We start from the raw sequence: 16,023 nt of genomic DNA on the forward strand, positions 1-16,023 counted from the left end.
AGCCATACCGAAGCCAGCGACTAGTTCCACTGTCCTTTCAGACGGAGGGACCGGAAATAAACATAACCAGCCCAATCGGGTGGACAGGCTATGAATCTTCGGTGCCCTGAGGTGGAACTGCTAACAACGTAATGGGGGGAAGCGGGGGCAAAGTCAATAATTCGAGTCTGGCATAAGTTGATAAGGATTGCCTAACCTAATACTGTTTCAAGTTATGTTCCGATCGGGAATCGGCAACGGAAGCGAGGCGGCGACGATGAACAGAAAACGTGGATCGACCAGAGAACCCCTCTCCGGAGGGGGAGTCGGGGACGCGGGCCCGGACGGGACGGGCGACGGCGACGCGGTGGCGTCGCAGACGGACGACGGGCGGTTGGTACACGTCGCACCGGTCGCAGCGGGTGGCCGACCATCCACCCGCGATATGCTCGTCGCCGCCGCGATCGGCGTCGCGGGGTCTCTCGTCGTCGTGCCCCTGACCTACCTGCAGGTGTTCGCCGGCATCGCCCACGTTTATCTCGTCGCGGCGACGCTCGGGTTGTGGTTCCTGCAGTGCGTCGTTCCCCTCATCGTCGTCCGCAAGCCTGGCGCGAGCCTCATTGCGTGCCTTGCCATGGGCGTCGTGTCCGCGGCGACCACCCCGTTCGGCGTCGCCGCGATCGGGGCGCTGATCATGGAAGGATTGCTCATCGAGCTTCCATTCATGGTCACCCTGTACCGGCGGTGGACGCGTACCCAGTTCGTGGCGTCGGCGATGTTGTTCTCCGCGCTGATGGGAACGATGGCCCCGCGCGCAGTTGGCGTCGACTCGCCGACCACGCCCATGACCCTGATCAGCTTCGCCGTAGCCTTGGCCTCGAGCTTGGTGTTTTTGGTCCTGGGCTTTGCCGTCGCAAAGGGGCTTCGCAGCCGCGGGGTCACCCGGTGACCGGCGGAGCACCCGCGTGCGCCGGTGCGACACGCGGGACGGCCCCGGCCCGGTTACGGGTTAGGGGCGCGGGCGTGCGGCACGCCGATGGGCGATGGGCACCCGACATGGTGGATCTCTCCTTCGATTTCGGCACGATCAACGCCATCACGGGACCCGTGGGATGCGGAAAGACAAGCCTGGCCCACCTCATCGCTGGACTGATTCCCTCGCACATCCCCATCGACCATGCCGGATTCGTGCACATCGTCGATGCCGACGGCACCGAACGACCCGTGGACGGGGACCGGGTCACCTTCGTCGGGCAAGACCCGGCGACGCAGGTGCTCACGCTCCGAGTCGTCGATGACGTGGCCATGGCCCTCGAGTTTTCCCTCGTGGAAGCCGGTATCGTCGCCAAGCGATCAGCCGAGGCTCTATCGGAGCTCGGGCTGTCAGAGCTCGCGGAGAAGGATCCGTGGGCTTTGTCGGGCGGGCAACGCCAGCGGATGGCCATCGCTGGTGCGGTGGCCAGGGCGCCGGAGGTCATGATCTTCGACGAGCCCGCCGCCCACGTCGACGAGGACGGTCGGCGGGCGCTGTTCGCCGCCATCCGTGATTTGCGGGCCCCGGGGCGCGTCATCCTGCTCATCGAGCACGACCTCCGTCCGTTCGACGGGTGGGTCGACACGGTGACAATCCTCGATGCGGACGGGAGCGTCGCCGCGCACGGAGCGCCGGAGGGTATCGCGGTGAAGGGCATTGCGACGTCGGCCGCGACCGCCGGAGCGCCGGACGCCAGTACGCCGGGCACGGGGGCACCGGACCGTCTCAGTCCGGACCGGCGGCGAAGGCCCCGGGGAGCCGGGGATGGCGCCGATCCGGAATCGGAGGCGGACGCCGTTCCACTGCTGGCCTTGACCGGAGCCCATGTGGCCCGGGGCAGGGAGCGGATCCTGAACGGGGCCGATCTGACACTGGAACGGGGCGAGATTCATGCCCTAGTCGGTGCCAACGGAGTCGGTAAGTCCACCTTGCTGGCGGTGCTGTCGGGCCAGATGAAGGCGGGAGCGGACCTCCGGATTGACGGCGCGTCCGCCCGGCGCGTCCCCGACGCCTTCGCGTCGTTGGCGTTCCAGAACCCCGAGCACCAGTTCACCCGCGCGACCGTCGCCGCGGAAATCGACTCCGCGCTGGCCGGCACGGACCCGCACGGACCACTCGGCGCCGATGAGCTGTGGAAACTGCGGGAAGCCTTGTGCCCCCGGGCACTTGACCCCGTCTCGCCGTTCGTCCTGTCGGGCGGACAGAAAAGACGGTTGGGCATCTTCCTGGCGGTGGCGGCCAATCGCCGTTTGCTGCTTCTCGACGAGCCGTTGGCGCATCTGGATTCGCCGAGCTCGCGCATCGTACTGGATGCCCTAGCGGAATACGCAGGGGCCGGCGGAACCGTTGTGTTCACGTGCCACGACCGCCGTGCTGCGCGAACGTGGGCGGATCGGGCGAGCATCGTCGCCGAAGGGAAGGTCGCCTGGTCCGGTCCCGCAGCCGACGTGCCGGCTTCCCCGGAGTCGTCCCGGCGGGATCGCGCACTGCCCGCGGCCGGCGCAGGGACGTCCGGGAATGAAAGCCCCTGGACCAGTGAATCCGCCTCTCGAAGGCGCGCAGGGTTGAACGCCATCACGATTGTCGGGGCGGTGATGCTCGTCCTCGTCGCCGGGCTGCTCTCCGGCGGAGACGCCGTTCTCGCTCTGACGGGGGTCGCGTTCCTCGCACTCGCTGCGATCGCGGAACGCGACGTTCGGGCGACGGCGGGGAAGGTCCTCCTCGTCCTGTTGATCGGGGTGTTCTTCGGCCTGCTCGGGTGGCGCTCCGAGTTCTACGGAGGTGGGGATACGGCGGAGGCCGTCCGCCACGGCATCCATCACGGACTGCTGCTGACGGCCGTGTTCGCGGGGACGGTCCTGGTCTCCGCGTGCATGCGCGTCGAGGAGCTCTTCGACGCCATGGTGCAACGCCTCCGGGTGCCCTACACATGGTGCACCATAGCGATTTCCGGGGTGAGCATCGCGGCGTTCCTGCGCAGCGAAATCCCCCAGCTGACATGGGCGATTAGATTGCGCTCGATGCAACCAGGGCAGTTTTCCCGCTCCGGTTTCATTCGCGCGACGACGCCCGCGCGCATCGCCTTCCCCTTGTTCGTCAGCGCCGTGCGCGGCGCCGAAAAGCTGTCCCTGACCCTGGCGATGCGCAACTTCGGCCGCCATCCGCGGCGTACCTTCCGCACCGATCACCCCTGGCGAGTGCGTGACGGTTTCGCGGCCGCAGCGTCCGCCGCGGCCTTCGTTGCCGCCCTGGTGTCCGCAGTGACTTGACGGGCACCCGGAACCGGCGGGCCCCGAGCCCGCGAGCGTTTCCGAGCCTGTACGGAGACGCGCCCCACCCAGTTGCTTCAACCCTTCAGACACATCCTCCGGGTCGCGCCATGCGGGCCCGGTCCGCCCGGCACCGGCATGGCGCCGACAACCGAAAGAGGTACCAGTGAACACGATCCGGACCATCAGCGACGTGCTTCGGGACAAGGCCGATGAGACGAAGAAGGGGATCACCTTCGTCGAGAGTCGGCGGGACGTCCTCGTCCCGTACGGCCGGGTCCATGCGGAGGCGGTGGCGGCTGCGACTCGGTTGGCCGAAGCCGGCATCGGCCCCGGCGATCGCGTGATCTTCCAAGTTTCGGAGAACCGCGGGCTCATCCGGGCGTTCTGGGGCTGCGTCTACGCCGGCGCGGGCGATGCGGGGCCGGCGGCCGAGACGACCGTAGTCCGGGCGACCGGCCCAGGTTCCTACAAAATGACCGCGGCGATTGCTGCCGCCACCGTTGCGTCGGTCGCGGGGAAGCCGGTCGCGCCGGGGTGCCGGGATCTCGTCGGCCACCCCCGGCTCCTCGAACCGGTCCTCGCCTTCGCCCGCGATGCGGGCATCCATATCGAAACGCCGCATGACAACCCGACCACGGGGCCACTGCCGGCAGCGGCCCACTGCGACACCAAAGAAAAGGAGAAACGATGACAGATCAAGCTGAACGGGGTGCGGCGATCGTCGTCCGCGACCTCACGAAGAGCTACCCGATTGCGGGCAAAGCCGGCACCGCGCCCGAAGGCGGGGCAGGTGCTCCGCCGGACGGCGGGCGCAAGGGAAAGCGCGGCGCCCGGATGCGCAAGCATGTGCTCGACGGCGTGAGTTTCACCGTGCCCGCCGGGTCGATCGTGTCGTTCCTCGGCCACAACGGCGCAGGCAAGACCACCCTCATCCGAATCCTGTCGACGCTCATTACCGCAGACTCCGGCGAGGTGAGCATCTTCTCGCGCGATGTGAAAGAGGATCCGGCGGGCGTGCGCGCCGACATTGCCACCACCGGCCAATTCGCGGCGATCGACGAGAACCTCACCGGCCGGGAGAACCTGGAGTTCTTCGGGCGGCTGCGCGGACTCGACCGCGCCGACGCGGCCGCCCGCGCGACGGAACTGCTCGCGCAATTCTCGCTCGCAGACAGTGCTTCGACGTTGGCGTCGGCCTATTCGGGTGGCATGCGGCGCCGTCTCGACATCGCCGCGTCGCTGTGCGTCGTGCCCAGGCTGCTGTTCCTCGACGAACCCACGACGGGGCTGGACCCGGTCAGCCGCGAAGAGCTGTGGGGCTTCATCCGGCAACTGCGGGACGACGGAATGACCCTGGTGCTGACCACCCAGTACCTGGAAGAGGCGGAGGCGCTGGCAGACCACGTCCATCTGCTCAAGGACCGCCGCATCGTCGCCAGCGGAACGCCGGAGGAATTGCGCCGCGACTTCGGGTCGCACGTGCTCCGCGTGTCCTTTGCCACCACCGCCGAGGCGGAGGCGTTCGCCCGCTGCCTCGGACGAACGTGCCTGGACGGCGTCCGCGTCGCGGGGAAGTCGGTGTCCCTCGACGTCGACCCCGGACCGCAGGTCCTCGAGGCGGTGGCGCAGGCGATGGAGGCCTCGGAAGCGTTGCCGGATTCGCTGAGCGTGTCGCCACCCACCCTCAACGAGGTATTCATATCGATGAACGCAGGGGGTGCGGCGCGATGAGTGCGACGTCGGTCGCGGCGTTCCTCCGTCGGGATCTGCTGCTGTTGCGACGCAACACCGCGTCGCTGATCTCCATGTTCGTCGTTCCTCCCCTCTTCCTGCTGTGCCTGTACGCGGTGTTTGGGTACTCGGCAGGGCAATCCGGCTTCGGGTACCTGCGTTTCGTGCTCGGCGGCTGCCTGTTCCAGGCGGCGATGTTCACCGCCGCGGCGTCGGCGATGGCGGTGGGACAGGACGTCGAATCCGGGCTCGTTGACCGCGTGCGCGTGCTGCCCGGGGCCACAGGCGGCTATGTCGCCGGCAGGCTCGCCACCGATGTGCTGCGGATGTCCGCGTCGATCGCGGCGCTGCTGGTCGTCGCGTGGTCCTGCGGCCTCGACATGGCTCTCGGTGACGTCGCGTGGACAGTCCTGTGGTCACTGCTCGCCGCCGCGGTCCTGTCCCTGGTCACGGACGGGGTGATCCTGATGGTGCCCGCCCCGGTGTCGACAGCCTCATCGATCCAGGCGCTGGAAATGCTGCTGCTCATGTTCTCCACCGCGTTCATTCCGGCGACCGCTTTGGACGGCTCCCTGCGCGACGTCGTACGTCACATGCCGTTTTCGCCGATCATCGAGGTGATCAGGGCGGCGTCCCCGGATGCCTTCCCGGATAGTGCCGGGGAAGAGGCAGCCCTGTGGCTCGGTGTCGCGGCGGTCGCCGGAATCGTCTTGTTCATCCGCCGGTTCACCTCGAGGAGCGAATCATGATCGGCCCCATCTTCGTGCATCTGCGGCGCATTGCCCACATTTGGCTGCGGCGCCCCGACTTCTGGTTCATGACGTTCATTGCTCCGCTCGTGTACCTGTTCATCGTCAACCGCATGTTCGGTAGCCTGGTCAGGCAGCTCACCGGAGAGTTCGAACTCCCGAACGCGGTCATCCTGGTCGTGACGACGTGGGCGTTCATCTTGGCCATCACGGGATCGTCCACTGTGTTCGTTGAACGCAGCAATGGCCTCCACGAGCGGTTGATCACCATGCCGGCGCCGTACGCGGCCGTGCCGGTCGCACGGATCATCGCTGAGTTCATCCGGATCATGGCGATGTCGGTCGTCGTCGCGGCGGTGGCCGCCTTGCTTTCCGACAGCCCCCCTGAGGCGTCCTGGTGGTGGAGGATCGCGGTGACCGGCGCGATGGTTGCCGCGGCGGCCGCATGCACCGGCACGTACATCGCGTTCTCCATCACCAGCCCCCAGGGCTCCGTGGCCCTCATCCCGTTAATCATCGTTGCGATGTTCGTCAACACGGTGCTCATGCCCGCCGACCACTTCCGTCCCCTCCTGCGCGGAATCGCCGGGCACACCCCCGTATCCGCGGCCGGCGAGGCCGTCAACGGCACCGGGGCTGCGGGTCTGGTGGTCTGCGCGGCCTGGTTCTTTGGTATCGCCGTGCTCGCGGCGTGGGGCATCGCCGTGAAAACGAGGCCGGGGGAGTCTGCATGACGGCCCGCGAATCCGAGCATCTAACCCGAAACCGCCGCGTGGACGCGGCCCACACACCCGGAGACAGAACCAGATGAAGTCGATCGCCCAGATCGTCCAGAACAACCGCAGGCTCCTCGCGGCCTACGAGGACAAGGTCGAGCCGAGGTTCCTAAGCCGCTATGCGCGCGAACCGATGGACGCCGCCGCCGTGTACCGGAAGCTCCGTGCGCTGGATCCCGGGCCGGATGCGCCGGCCCGGGTCCTCGACCTCGGTTGCGGAACCGGGTGGCTCGCCCGCACGCTCGCCGCTGAGTCTCGCTATCGCAGGGCGAACATCGTCGGCTACGACCTGTCGCCCAATGCGATCCGCATCGCCCGCGAACGCGCCGCCGCCGACGGGCTCGGGGCCCGGACGGAATTCCACGTTGCCGACATCCTCACGCCGCTCGCGGGAGAGCCCGGCGGGGCCTGTGAAATCTGGGTGTGCGGCGCGCTCCACCAAATGAAGGATGCGGGAGCCGCGCTCGGCAGGGTCTCCGGGCTGCTCGCCGACGGCGGCATCGCTTACGTGCAGACGTTCGTCGAGGATCCCGACGTGAACGAGCGGGTCGACATGGCCGTCATGGCGAAGATGGGCCACCGGGTGTTCCGGGGCAGCGAGCTCGAGGACCTCGCCGAAGCCAACGGGCTGAAGCTGGACGGAGCCTCACGCGCCGGCATGGTGTATTTCTGCACTCTCGCGAAGAAAAGCGTGATCGGGGAGGCGGGGAAGTGAGCGCCGTGGACGGGACCGTCGGCCCGTGGTCGCTGCTCGCCCCGATCCGGACCCGGATGCGTGCGGTGGTCGCGTTGTCCGTCCTGTCGTCGGTGGCTACCGTCGCTTCGCTGGTCGGCATCATCGACATCGCGATGACGTACCCGGAGGCCCCGGTGCATCGGACGTGGTTGGCCGTGGCTGTCATCGTCGTCGCCGCGACGGTGCGAATGGCTGCAGACGGCGCCGCCGGCATGCTCTCGCACCGGGCGGATAACGACCTGCAGCTCCACCTCCGGCGCCGGTTGGTTGCCCATATCCGGAAGCTGCCGCTGGGCTGGCTGGACGCCCGGCGCTCGTCGGGGATCATCGGGTCGGTTGAGAAGGACGTCGCGGCCGTCCACCAGCTCATGGGCCACACCGTCGGCGAGACCGTGGTGGCGGTGCTGGTTCCCCTGCTTTCCCTCATCGCGCTCGTCGCGGTCGATTGGCGGATCGCGGCGGTGGCGGTCGTCCCAGTGCTGGTCACCTTCGCCCTGATGGGCATGATGATTTCGCGCGGAGCCGATCTTCAGCGCGACTACGAGCGAGCCTCTGAAAAAGTGACGGCTGCGGTCATCGAGTTGGTGCGCGGCATCCCTGTGATGAAGTCCTTCGGACGCGCCAACCAGGGCGCGGGCCGCTACGATGCCGCGGCGTCGTCGTTCGTCCGCGCGTGGTCCGCCTGGTCCCGGCAGTCGAACATCTATCTCGGGCTCATCGACGTGGTGACGTCCCCGATCACGGTCCTCGCAGTGGTGTGCGGCGCCGGCCTCGCTTTGAGGGACACCGCGGGCGGCAAACCCGAGGGTCTCGTCGCCGGGCTGGTTCTCGGCCTTGGACTCTCCGCGGCGATCGTGCGGGTGGCCATGAACTCCGAACCCATCATCGCGGGGCTCGCCGCTCTGAAGTCCATTGCGAAGGTGCTGAGCACGCCGCCGATCGCCGAGCCCGCCGATCCGGTGCCCGCGCGCGGGGGCGCGCTCGAGGTTCGGAACCTGGTCTTCTCCTACGGGGATGGGCCGCGGGTCCTCGACGGGATGTCCGCGACGTTCGAACCGGGGACCCTCACGGCGCTGGTGGGGTCCTCCGGTTCCGGAAAGTCCACCGTCGCCCGGCTGTTGGCACGTTTCCACGACCCTGTCGAAGGCTCGGTGCTGCTGGGCGGCGACGATCTTCGCGACATCGCCGTGCGCGACGTGCACCGTTCGGTGTCGGTGGTGTTCCAGGATCCGCAGTTGCTCACGCTGCCCTTGCGGGAGAACATCCGGCTGGCCAGGAGAGACGCCACCGACGGCGAAATCATGGCGGCCGCGAAGCTCGCGAACCTCGATACGGTCATCGCGGCGCTGCCGAAGGGCCTGGATTCGGTGGTCAACGTCGACGTGACCTTTTCCGGTGGTGAGGCGCAGCGCGTGGCCATCGCGAGGTCGATTGTCACGGACGCGCCGGTGCTCATCTTCGACGAGGCAACCGCTTACGCGGATCCGGCTTCCGAGGCCCTCATTCAGTCCGCAATCGAGCGTTTGGCTCGTTCGCGGACGGTGATCGTGATTGCGCACAGATTGAGCACGATCCGCAACGCCGACCGCATCCTCGTTCTCGATGGGGGAGCGGTCGCGGAGGCGGGCACCCACGACGAGTTGCTTGCGCGCGGTGGCCGCTACCGGGATCTGTGGCGCGCGTTCGCGCTCGACGACGAACCATCCGCCCCGCGGGGCACTGAAGCAGACGATGAAAAGGCAGGGAACCGATGATCCGGGACTTGTGGTCGATGACGGATCGGCGCTCGAAGATGACGCTGGCGTGGCTCATTGCGTTGGCCGCGCTTGCCGCGCTGGCACAGGGTGCGGCGTTCGTCGCGCTGCTGCCGCTGCTGTCGGCTCTGGCCGTGGGAGATGATGCGACGGCGTGGCGTTTCACCGGCGTCATCGCCGGCCTCGCGGCCGCCCATGCGGTGCTGTCCCTCGCCGCGGGGACGGTCGGCAGGGCGAATTCCGCAGCGGTGCTGTCGTCCCTGCTGCGTTCCCTGGGCGAACGCGTGCTGACGTTGCCACTCGGGTACGTCACCAAGTCCACGGCCGGCCGCTTTTCGGAGATGGCGTCTTCGGGCATGGCGTTCGCGGCGTCCGTGCCGCACGTGATCCTGAGGCCCGTCATCGCTGCTGTGGTTGCGCCGACCGTCATCGCTCTCGGAATTCTGGCGGTGGATTGGCGCGTCGGGTTGGTTCTCGTCGCGTCGGCGCCGGTGCTCTTCTTCGCCTACCGGGCCATTGGCCGGGTTGGCGGGGAGTCGGACGAAGCGCATGCTGACGCCGTAGCTGCCGTCTCCGGCAGGCTGATCGAGTTCACCCGCGGCCAGCAGGTGATTCGCGCCGCGGGCGACGGTTCGGCGGCGGACGCGATGGTGGATGAGGCGATCCAGGCCCAACACGATGCGTTCGCGAAGGCGACGTCGACGCAAGGCGCGGCCATCGGACGGTTGGGCTCGGTCGTCCATGCGGTGTTCACGGCGGCGGTGGTCGTCGCCGTGGCGGTCGCCGCGACGGGCGGGATGTCACCGGCGCATTTGGCGCCGATGCTCATTGTGGTCGTCCAGTTCACCGGACCGATCACCACGGCGGGAGCGTTGTCCGGCGGTTTCGGCGCGGGCCGCAACACGTTGGCTGCGCTGCGTGACCTGCGGGCGATCCCCGCCCTTCCCGAACCGGCCGCACCGGAGCTGCCCGACGGGCATGACGTGGAGTTCCGCGGCGTGAGCTTCGGGTACGGGGAGAAGAAGGTCCTCGACGGCGTCAGCTTCCGTGCACCTCAGGGAGCGCTGGTCGCCATAGTGGGACCTTCGGGGGCGGGCAAGACGACGGTCATGCGGCTGCTGTCGCGGTTTCATGATCCGGACTCGGGGGAGATCCTCATTGGCGGGGTGCCCTTGCCTCGGATCGGCACCGACGGCGTGAACTCGCTGGTGACCCCGGTGTTCCAGGAGACGTTCCTCTTCGACGCGTCCGTGCGGGACAACGTGGTCTTCGCCGACCCCGGATTCGGTTCCAAGCCCGGCGACGGAGACCGCTTGCGCGAGGCCGCCCGGCGATCCGGGGTGGACCGCATCGTGGAGCTGCTGCCTTCCGGGTGGGATAACCCGGTGGGGGAGGAGGGGACGCTGCTGTCGGGAGGCGAGCGGCAGCGCGTCGCCATCGCCCGGGCGCTTCTGAAGGATTCCCCGGTGGTGCTTTTCGACGAGCCAACGTCCTCGCTGGATGCGGCCACTGAGCAGGCGATTGTCGGCACGATGGAAGCGTTGCGCGGCGATCACACCGTGATCGTCGTCGCCCATCGCCTGCACACCGTCCGCGATGCCGACCTCATCGTCGTGCTTTCGGAGGACGGGACGGTCGCAGAACGGGGCACGCACGATGAATTGCTGGCGAAGGGCGGCCGCTACGCCGAGTCGTGGACGTGCCGGACGGGAGGCTCCCCGGGTGCCTGATCCTCGTCCGTCGAGGACTATCGCTCCGGTCCGGTACCGGTGCAGTGGTCCCGCCACGCCGTCCCGGTCAGCGGGTCCTCGACGATGCCCTGGGCGACAGGGTCGTAATTGAAGCCGTAGTGCTCGGTGCGGTGGGCGGGGCACACGTCTTGGACGGTGATGTTGGTGACGCCGGGTTCCCGCACGAAGGAGTTTTAGTGGGGGAGCACGGCATTGTCGTGCCGCGTGCCCAGGAAGGTGTACCGCACGCCCGGTCGAGTGATGTCGCCGATGGTCAGCTCATTCAGCAGCATGGAACCGGAGATCTGCTGTTCCCAGGCAAGCGCGTTTGTTTTGCCGGCGTTTCGGGAGTATCCGTGGCGCATCTCGGGGTGGACGTCAAAGCGATCGGCTGCGCTGTGCGCCCGGGGCCCGTGGTTCGAGGCACCGGTACCGATGAGCTGTTCGACGACCCGGTCCCGGGAATGAGGATGACGGGCAATTCACCGTCCCGGGGCGGCACCGGAAGTCGTTGGCGCCGGGGGCACCAGACCGGGCTTGGCCATGGACAGGGCCCGGGCGGCCGCGGGTGAGGTTTGCCGGCGGCCGGGCCACCGGTCGGGAAACCGCCGTCCGACAGCGACGAGGGGATTCTCGTCACCTCGTCGGGGATGTTCCTATATAGGTTGTCAACTCCGCGGGTGGGCAGTCGAACAGTGCTTTTTGTAGTTGTCTCTCTTGAAAGGTTATTGGCGTCTTTTTCGAAGATTGCTGCGGGTGTTTCAATAGTTGGTGCTCTTTCGGCCGAGCTTCATTCAGCGACAAAGGCGATAGTTCTCCCGTTGTGCTACGTGCTTGGCATTCCCGCTATTGTGTTGTCGGTTTCCAGACAGAGGTGCTGGCATTAGAGCAGTTTGGCCAGGGCATTCAAGACTGGGATTTTCTTATCATCTTTGGTCTTCCCTTGCTATTCGTTGGATTGCTATCTGTTTTTCTTTTTTCGCGGGGGGTGGACCAGATTAAAGTCACCACTGAGCGGCTCGCGCGAATTGGTGTTGCAACTCCGATGATCAATGTCGCACGGTTCATCGGCTTGCCTTTTTGCTACTTGACTTTGTCAATGGCCTTGTCGGTAGTTTTCGCTGTGCTGAGTTCTACATTGCATCTGGCTATCCTTGGTTCCTCATTGGGGCATGTGATGGCGGGGATTTCTCTGAAGGTTTCGTTTTCCCTTGCTGGCGTTCTTTTTGCAGCATTTCTTGTTTGTACCGGCGTTTATCTCACTTGGGGAGCAGTTGGGAAGAGGTTCGCTAAAGTCGACTCTTTGAGCTGACTGAAATAGGAAGAAAGACACTCTGATCATGTGTTGCTATGAGGAGTATCCTTCTTATTGTACAGAGTTAATAGTTGTCAGTTAGCGAAAAATTAGTCAGTATTGTTCTAATTTCTCAATCTCCCTCCGATTCGACACCCTCTTGAGCCTCTGACAATTGCGGCCACGAGTTCGTGACCATCGAGGTCGATTTCCTTTTGGCGCCGCACGAAGTCGGCAAGGACATCAAGATTTGGGATATCGCTACGGTAGAAACCGTAGAGGAGACCCGCGAGCTGGGTGACGACCTCGGCGCCCGCGTGCTTTACATGCTCAACCGCCTGGGCATCGAGCCCATCTCGGAGGATGCCGCCGTCACGGCTTAGCTTTCCACCGCGTGGGAACTCAGCGCAGCAGTACTTAACCACTAATCTTGGTTTCTGAATACTGTCGAAATCTGTGTGGAGAACCGAAGATATCGTGACTGCCAACAATTCTGCTGCGCGCGAAACGCTAGAACCCGTACAGCGCATCCTGCTGCCCAAGCGTGGCGAGCCGGTCGACGTCCGCATGCTCTACCTCATCGAGTCCGAGCAAAACCGCGAGCGCCTCAGCTGGAGCGGCCGCACCTCCGTGACCATCCCGGCCGGCGAGGAAGCCTCCTTCGAGACCTACTTCAACGCCTTCCCGGCCGCCTACTGGCGCCGCTGGTCTCAGCTGAAGTCCATCGTGCTGGTGATGGACGTCGAGGGCGAGGCCAACATTTCCCTCTACCGTTCCAAGCAGGATGGCCAGCGCATCGCCGTGGCCAACCACGTGGTGACCACCGGCCACCACGAGTTTGAGCTGCCCCTGAAGAACTTCGAGGACGGCGGCCTGCTGTGGTTCGACGCCTCCGCCGTCAAGGACACCGTGCTTGCCGACGCCTCCTGGTGCGCCCCCCACGCCCCGAACCCGCAGCTCCTACCGGACGGCAGTGAGTACCCGGCGCAGGACAAGCGCGTCGCCGTGGGCATCCCGACTTTCAACCGCCCCACCGATGCCGTCGCGGCGCTGCAGGCGCTGGCAGAGGACCCGGTGGTGGACGGCATCATCGACTACGTCCTTATGCCGGATCAGGGCAACCAGCACCCGGCGGACGAGCCGGGCTACGACGACGCGGTGGCGCACTTCGGTGAGCGCTTCCGCGAGTTCCGCCAGGGAAACCTGGGCGGCTCGGGTGGGTATTCCCGCATCATGTTCGAGGCGCTGGAGAACACTGACTCGCCCTACATTCTCTACATGGATGATGACATCGCCATTGAGCCGGATTCCATCCTCCGCGCAGTCCAGGCAGCGCGTTATGCCGCCAAGCCCTTCATCGTGGGCGGGCAGATGCTGAACCTGCAGGAGCGCTCCCAGCTGCGCACCACTGGCGAGCGCGTGAACCGCGCCGACTTCATGTGGGGCGCGGCCGAGCACGCCGTATACGACCACGACTTTGCCAAGTATCCGCTGCGAGCTATCGGTGACGCGCAGTCCCACCTCGACCCGAAGAAGTACGACTCCCGCGCGCTGCACCGCCGCGTCGACGTGGAATACAACGGCTGGTGGATGTGCCTCTTCCCGCGCGTGGTCGCCGAAAGCATCGGGCAGCCGCTGCCGCTGTTCATCAAGTGGGATGACACCGAGTACTCCCTGCGCGCCGCCGCCCACGGTTTCCCCACGGTGACCTGGCCGGGTGCGGCCATCTGGCACATGGCCTGGGCGGATAAGGACGATGCCATCGACTGGCAGGCCTACTTCCACCTGCGTAACCGCCTCATCGTGGCGGCCCTCTACCACGAGGGCGATGCGCGCGGGATCACCAAGTCCATCTTCAAGTCCACCCTCAAGCACACCATGTGCATGGAGTACTCCACCATGGCCATCCAGCTGGAGGCCATGAAGGACTTCCTCGCCGGACCGGAACAGCTCTTCGACATCCTGGAGTCCTCGCTGCCGCGCATCGCGGCGATTCGCAAGGAATTCCCGGACGCCGTCATTATCGATTCGGCGGATCAGCTGCCCGCGCCCACCGGCGCGCCGGGCGTGCCCACCCGCAACATCGGCGGCCGCCTGGGCAAGATTAAGAAGATTCCGTGGCTCATCAAGTCCGCTAAGCACCTGGTCAGCAAGGAAGACCCGGCGCACCACGAGGCACCGCAGCTCAACCTCACCCCGGAGGAGGCCCGCTGGTTCACGCTCTCCCGCGTGGATTCCGCCACCGTCTCCACCGCGGGCGGCACCGGCGTGGCCTTCCGCAAGCGCGACCGCGAGCTAGCCCTCGAGCTGGTGAAATCCACCCGCGAGCTGCTCAAGGAAATCGAGGAGAACTTCGATGACCTGCGCGCCGAGTACCGCGCGGCCCTGCCGGAGCTGACCTCCCGCGAGTCCTGGCGAAAGGTCTTCGATGCCCAATAAGCTTTCTGTCGCCGAATCCCACGTCCTCGAGAAGATTCAGGACGTGGCCTTCGAGGCTCCCGGCGTTCTGCCCACCGCGCGGGGCTTAAGCCACTTCGGCGAGCACGCCCTGGGTTGGCTGGCTCTCTCTGGTCTGGGTGCCGCCGTGAATTACCAGAAGCCGGCGCGCCGCCGCCAGTGGGTAGCTGTTGGCGTGGGCGCTTTCACGGCGCACGCGGCCAGCGTTGTGATCAAGCGCATTGTGCGCCGCAAGCGCCCGGACTATGACTACGTCAAGGTGGGCGTGAAAACCCCGTCTAAGCTGTCCTTTCCGTCCTCCCACGCGACGTCGACAACCGCGTTCCTCGTGGGCGCCGCGCACGTTCTGGGAACCCCGGCACCGCTCGTTGGTGTGCCGGTCATGATGGCCTCGCGTATGGTGCTCGGGGTACATTACCCATCCGATACGGCGTTCGGCGCCCTGCTGGGAGCCGCCACCGCGGAAGCATGTCACCGCTATGAAAGGAAGACCGCATGAGCGAACGACCAAACCGCGTCGACGACGGTGAGCAGAGAGTCTTCCACTCTGAGCCGCACACCTCCGGCATCGATACCGGCCGCAAGCGCAAGCCCCCGAAGAACCTCGCCGACGGCATGGTCAAGGCCCTGCGCCCCAAGCAGTGGGTCAAGAACGTCCTGGTCTTGGCCGCCCCTGCGGCCGCGGGTGCGGACTCGCTGTTCCATTCGCGCGTGCTTCTCGACGTCCTCCTTGCCTTCATCGTCTTCTGCATGGGCGCGTCCTCCATTTACCTCATCAACGATGCCCGCGATGTGGAGGCTGACCGTGCGCACCCAACGAAGCGCTTCCGCCCGATCGCGGCGGGCGTGCTTCCGGTGGGCCTGGCCTATGTCATGGCGGCCGTGCTTATCATCGGCTCGATTGGCCTGTCCTTCCTGGCCACGGCGGGCCTGCAGCTCGCCATCGTCATGGCCATTTACATTGGCCTGCAGTTGGGCTACTGCTTCGGGTGGAAGCACATGCCGGTGATCGACATCGCCCTGGTATCCTCCGGTTTCATGCTGCGGACCATGGCCGGCGGCGTGGCCGCGGGCATCGAGCTTTCCCAGTGGTTCCTGCTGGTGGCCGCGTTCGGCTCCTTGTTCATGGCCTCGGGTAAGCGCTACTCGGAGATCCTTTTAGCCCAGCGCACGGGCGCCAAGATCCGCAAATCCCTGGAGGGCTACACGCCCACCTACCTGCGCTTCGTCTGGACGCTGGCGGCTACTGCCGTGGTCATGTCCTACTCCCTGTGGGGCTTCCAGCTCTCCAATGAGTCTGATGGCCCGGCCAGCGTGTGGTACCAAATCTCCATGGTGCCGTTCACCATCGCCATCCTGCGCTATGCCGCCGATGTGGACCGCGGCAATGGCGGTGCACCGGACGAGATCGCCTTGGAGGACCGCGTCCTCCAGATTCTGGCCCTGGTGTGGCTGGCATGCATCGCCATGGCGGTCTACATCATGCCGGTAATGGTGGGCTAGCCAGCGGC

The 16,023-nt window shown here is 66.1% G+C and carries 15 protein-coding genes and 1 pseudogene; 14 read left to right on the forward strand and 2 right to left on the reverse strand.

What is annotated here, in order from left to right; genetic code table 11:
• Positions 1-424 precede the first annotated feature (424 nt).
• From HMPREF2792_RS06150 to HMPREF2792_RS06190, 9 genes are all read left to right on the forward strand, one after another.
• Complete coding sequence (locus HMPREF2792_RS06150) at positions 425-928, forward strand: ECF transporter S component (RefSeq protein ID WP_230307979.1); 504 nt, start codon at positions 425-427, stop codon at positions 926-928.
• A 107-nt stretch (positions 929-1,035) separates the two neighbouring features.
• Positions 1,036-3,282: an ATP-binding cassette domain-containing protein gene (locus tag HMPREF2792_RS06155; RefSeq protein WP_232748477.1), complete on the forward strand. Its 2,247-nt coding sequence runs from the start codon at positions 1,036-1,038 to the stop codon at positions 3,280-3,282.
• 166 nt (positions 3,283-3,448) lie between these two features.
• Positions 3,449-3,976 carry a hypothetical protein gene (locus HMPREF2792_RS13275; protein WP_232748479.1) on the forward strand — a complete coding sequence of 176 codons (528 nt, stop codon included), beginning with the start codon at positions 3,449-3,451 and terminating at the stop codon, positions 3,974-3,976.
• Positions 3,973-5,016, forward strand: coding sequence for an ABC transporter ATP-binding protein (locus HMPREF2792_RS06165; RefSeq protein ID WP_070531848.1), 1,044 nt, complete (start codon positions 3,973-3,975; stop codon positions 5,014-5,016). The genes HMPREF2792_RS13275 and HMPREF2792_RS06165 overlap by 4 nt, the downstream gene beginning before the upstream one ends.
• Positions 5,013-5,765, forward strand: a complete 753-nt coding sequence (locus HMPREF2792_RS06170) for an ABC transporter permease (RefSeq protein ID WP_070517740.1) — start codon at positions 5,013-5,015, stop codon at positions 5,763-5,765. Before HMPREF2792_RS06165 ends, HMPREF2792_RS06170 begins: the two co-directional genes overlap by 4 nt.
• The gene (locus tag HMPREF2792_RS06175; RefSeq protein ID WP_070523826.1) at positions 5,762-6,499 is read left to right on the forward strand and encodes an ABC transporter permease; all 738 of its coding nucleotides are present in this window, start codon (positions 5,762-5,764) and stop codon (positions 6,497-6,499) included. Before HMPREF2792_RS06170 ends, HMPREF2792_RS06175 begins: the two co-directional genes overlap by 4 nt.
• Before the next feature lie 73 nt (positions 6,500-6,572).
• Entirely contained in the window at positions 6,573-7,256 is a 684-nt protein-coding gene (locus HMPREF2792_RS06180; protein WP_070523823.1) for a class I SAM-dependent methyltransferase, read from the forward strand.
• Positions 7,253-9,031: an ABC transporter ATP-binding protein gene (locus HMPREF2792_RS06185; protein WP_070531852.1), complete on the forward strand. Its 1,779-nt coding sequence runs from the start codon at positions 7,253-7,255 to the stop codon at positions 9,029-9,031. The genes HMPREF2792_RS06180 and HMPREF2792_RS06185 overlap by 4 nt, the downstream gene beginning before the upstream one ends.
• The gene (locus tag HMPREF2792_RS06190) at positions 9,028-10,761 is read left to right on the forward strand and encodes an ABC transporter ATP-binding protein (RefSeq protein ID WP_070531855.1); all 1,734 of its coding nucleotides are present in this window, start codon (positions 9,028-9,030) and stop codon (positions 10,759-10,761) included. Before HMPREF2792_RS06185 ends, HMPREF2792_RS06190 begins: the two co-directional genes overlap by 4 nt.
• 17 nt (positions 10,762-10,778) lie before the next feature.
• On the opposite strand, the gene HMPREF2792_RS12985 is transcribed toward HMPREF2792_RS06190, so the two are convergent.
• Together HMPREF2792_RS12985 and HMPREF2792_RS12990 are read right to left on the reverse strand one after the other, a co-directional pair.
• Positions 10,779-10,946 carry a hypothetical protein gene (locus HMPREF2792_RS12985; protein ID WP_154762579.1) on the reverse strand — a complete coding sequence of 56 codons (168 nt, stop codon included), beginning with the start codon at positions 10,944-10,946 and terminating at the stop codon, positions 10,779-10,781.
• A 9-nt stretch (positions 10,947-10,955) separates the two neighbouring features.
• Positions 10,956-11,126, reverse strand: coding sequence for a hypothetical protein (locus tag HMPREF2792_RS12990; RefSeq protein WP_154762578.1), 171 nt, complete (start codon positions 11,124-11,126; stop codon positions 10,956-10,958).
• Between the two features lie 458 nt (positions 11,127-11,584).
• On the opposite strand from HMPREF2792_RS12990, the gene HMPREF2792_RS06195 reads away from it, so the two are divergent.
• The 5 genes and pseudogenes from HMPREF2792_RS06195 (at position 11,585) to HMPREF2792_RS06215 (ending at position 16,015) form a co-directional block, all read left to right on the forward strand.
• Positions 11,585-12,073 carry a hypothetical protein gene (locus HMPREF2792_RS06195; protein WP_070531860.1) on the forward strand — a complete coding sequence of 163 codons (489 nt, stop codon included), beginning with the start codon at positions 11,585-11,587 and terminating at the stop codon, positions 12,071-12,073.
• Positions 12,074-12,282: 209 nt separating this feature from the next.
• A pseudogene (locus tag HMPREF2792_RS06200) lies at positions 12,283-12,438 on the forward strand (protein tyrosine phosphatase); the annotation flags it as partial.
• A 94-nt stretch (positions 12,439-12,532) separates the two neighbouring features.
• On the forward strand, positions 12,533-14,494 hold the full coding sequence (locus tag HMPREF2792_RS06205; RefSeq protein WP_070531869.1) for a glycosyltransferase: 1,962 nt from the start codon (positions 12,533-12,535) through the stop codon (positions 14,492-14,494).
• Positions 14,484-15,011 (forward strand): phosphatase PAP2 family protein, encoded by a 528-nt coding sequence (locus HMPREF2792_RS06210; protein ID WP_070517733.1) that lies wholly within the window; start codon positions 14,484-14,486, stop codon positions 15,009-15,011. The genes HMPREF2792_RS06205 and HMPREF2792_RS06210 overlap by 11 nt, the downstream gene beginning before the upstream one ends.
• Complete coding sequence (locus HMPREF2792_RS06215; RefSeq protein ID WP_070523811.1) at positions 15,008-16,015, forward strand: decaprenyl-phosphate phosphoribosyltransferase; 1,008 nt, start codon at positions 15,008-15,010, stop codon at positions 16,013-16,015. Before HMPREF2792_RS06210 ends, HMPREF2792_RS06215 begins: the two co-directional genes overlap by 4 nt.
• Positions 16,016-16,023: the final 8 nt, after the last annotated feature.

It is taken from the genome of Corynebacterium sp. HMSC068H04 (genome assembly GCF_001811255.1).
Classification (GTDB): Bacteria; Actinomycetota; Actinomycetes; order Mycobacteriales; family Mycobacteriaceae; genus Corynebacterium; species Corynebacterium hesseae.

What these genes read in the sequence shown, in the direction of transcription:
- HMPREF2792_RS06150 (WP_230307979.1), top strand. Translation starts at nt 425, where the DNA reads ATGCTCGTCGCCGCCGCGATCGGCGTCGCGGGGTCTCTCGTCGTCGTG.
- HMPREF2792_RS06155 (WP_232748477.1), top strand. Translation starts at nt 1,036, where the DNA reads ATGGTGGATCTCTCCTTCGATTTCGGCACGATCAACGCCATCACGGGA.
- HMPREF2792_RS06165 (WP_070531848.1), top strand. Translation starts at nt 3,973, where the DNA reads ATGACAGATCAAGCTGAACGGGGTGCGGCGATCGTCGTCCGCGACCTC.
- HMPREF2792_RS06170 (WP_070517740.1), top strand. Translation starts at nt 5,013, where the DNA reads ATGAGTGCGACGTCGGTCGCGGCGTTCCTCCGTCGGGATCTGCTGCTG.
- HMPREF2792_RS06175 (WP_070523826.1), top strand. Translation starts at nt 5,762, where the DNA reads ATGATCGGCCCCATCTTCGTGCATCTGCGGCGCATTGCCCACATTTGG.
- HMPREF2792_RS06180 (WP_070523823.1), top strand. Translation starts at nt 6,573, where the DNA reads ATGAAGTCGATCGCCCAGATCGTCCAGAACAACCGCAGGCTCCTCGCG.
- HMPREF2792_RS06190 (WP_070531855.1), top strand. Translation starts at nt 9,028, where the DNA reads ATGATCCGGGACTTGTGGTCGATGACGGATCGGCGCTCGAAGATGACG.
- HMPREF2792_RS12990 (WP_154762578.1), bottom strand. Translation starts at nt 11,126, where the DNA reads ATGCGCCACGGATACTCCCGAAACGCCGGCAAAACAAACGCGCTTGCC.
- HMPREF2792_RS06210 (WP_070517733.1), top strand. Translation starts at nt 14,484, where the DNA reads ATGCCCAATAAGCTTTCTGTCGCCGAATCCCACGTCCTCGAGAAGATT.
- HMPREF2792_RS06215 (WP_070523811.1), top strand. Translation starts at nt 15,008, where the DNA reads ATGAGCGAACGACCAAACCGCGTCGACGACGGTGAGCAGAGAGTCTTC.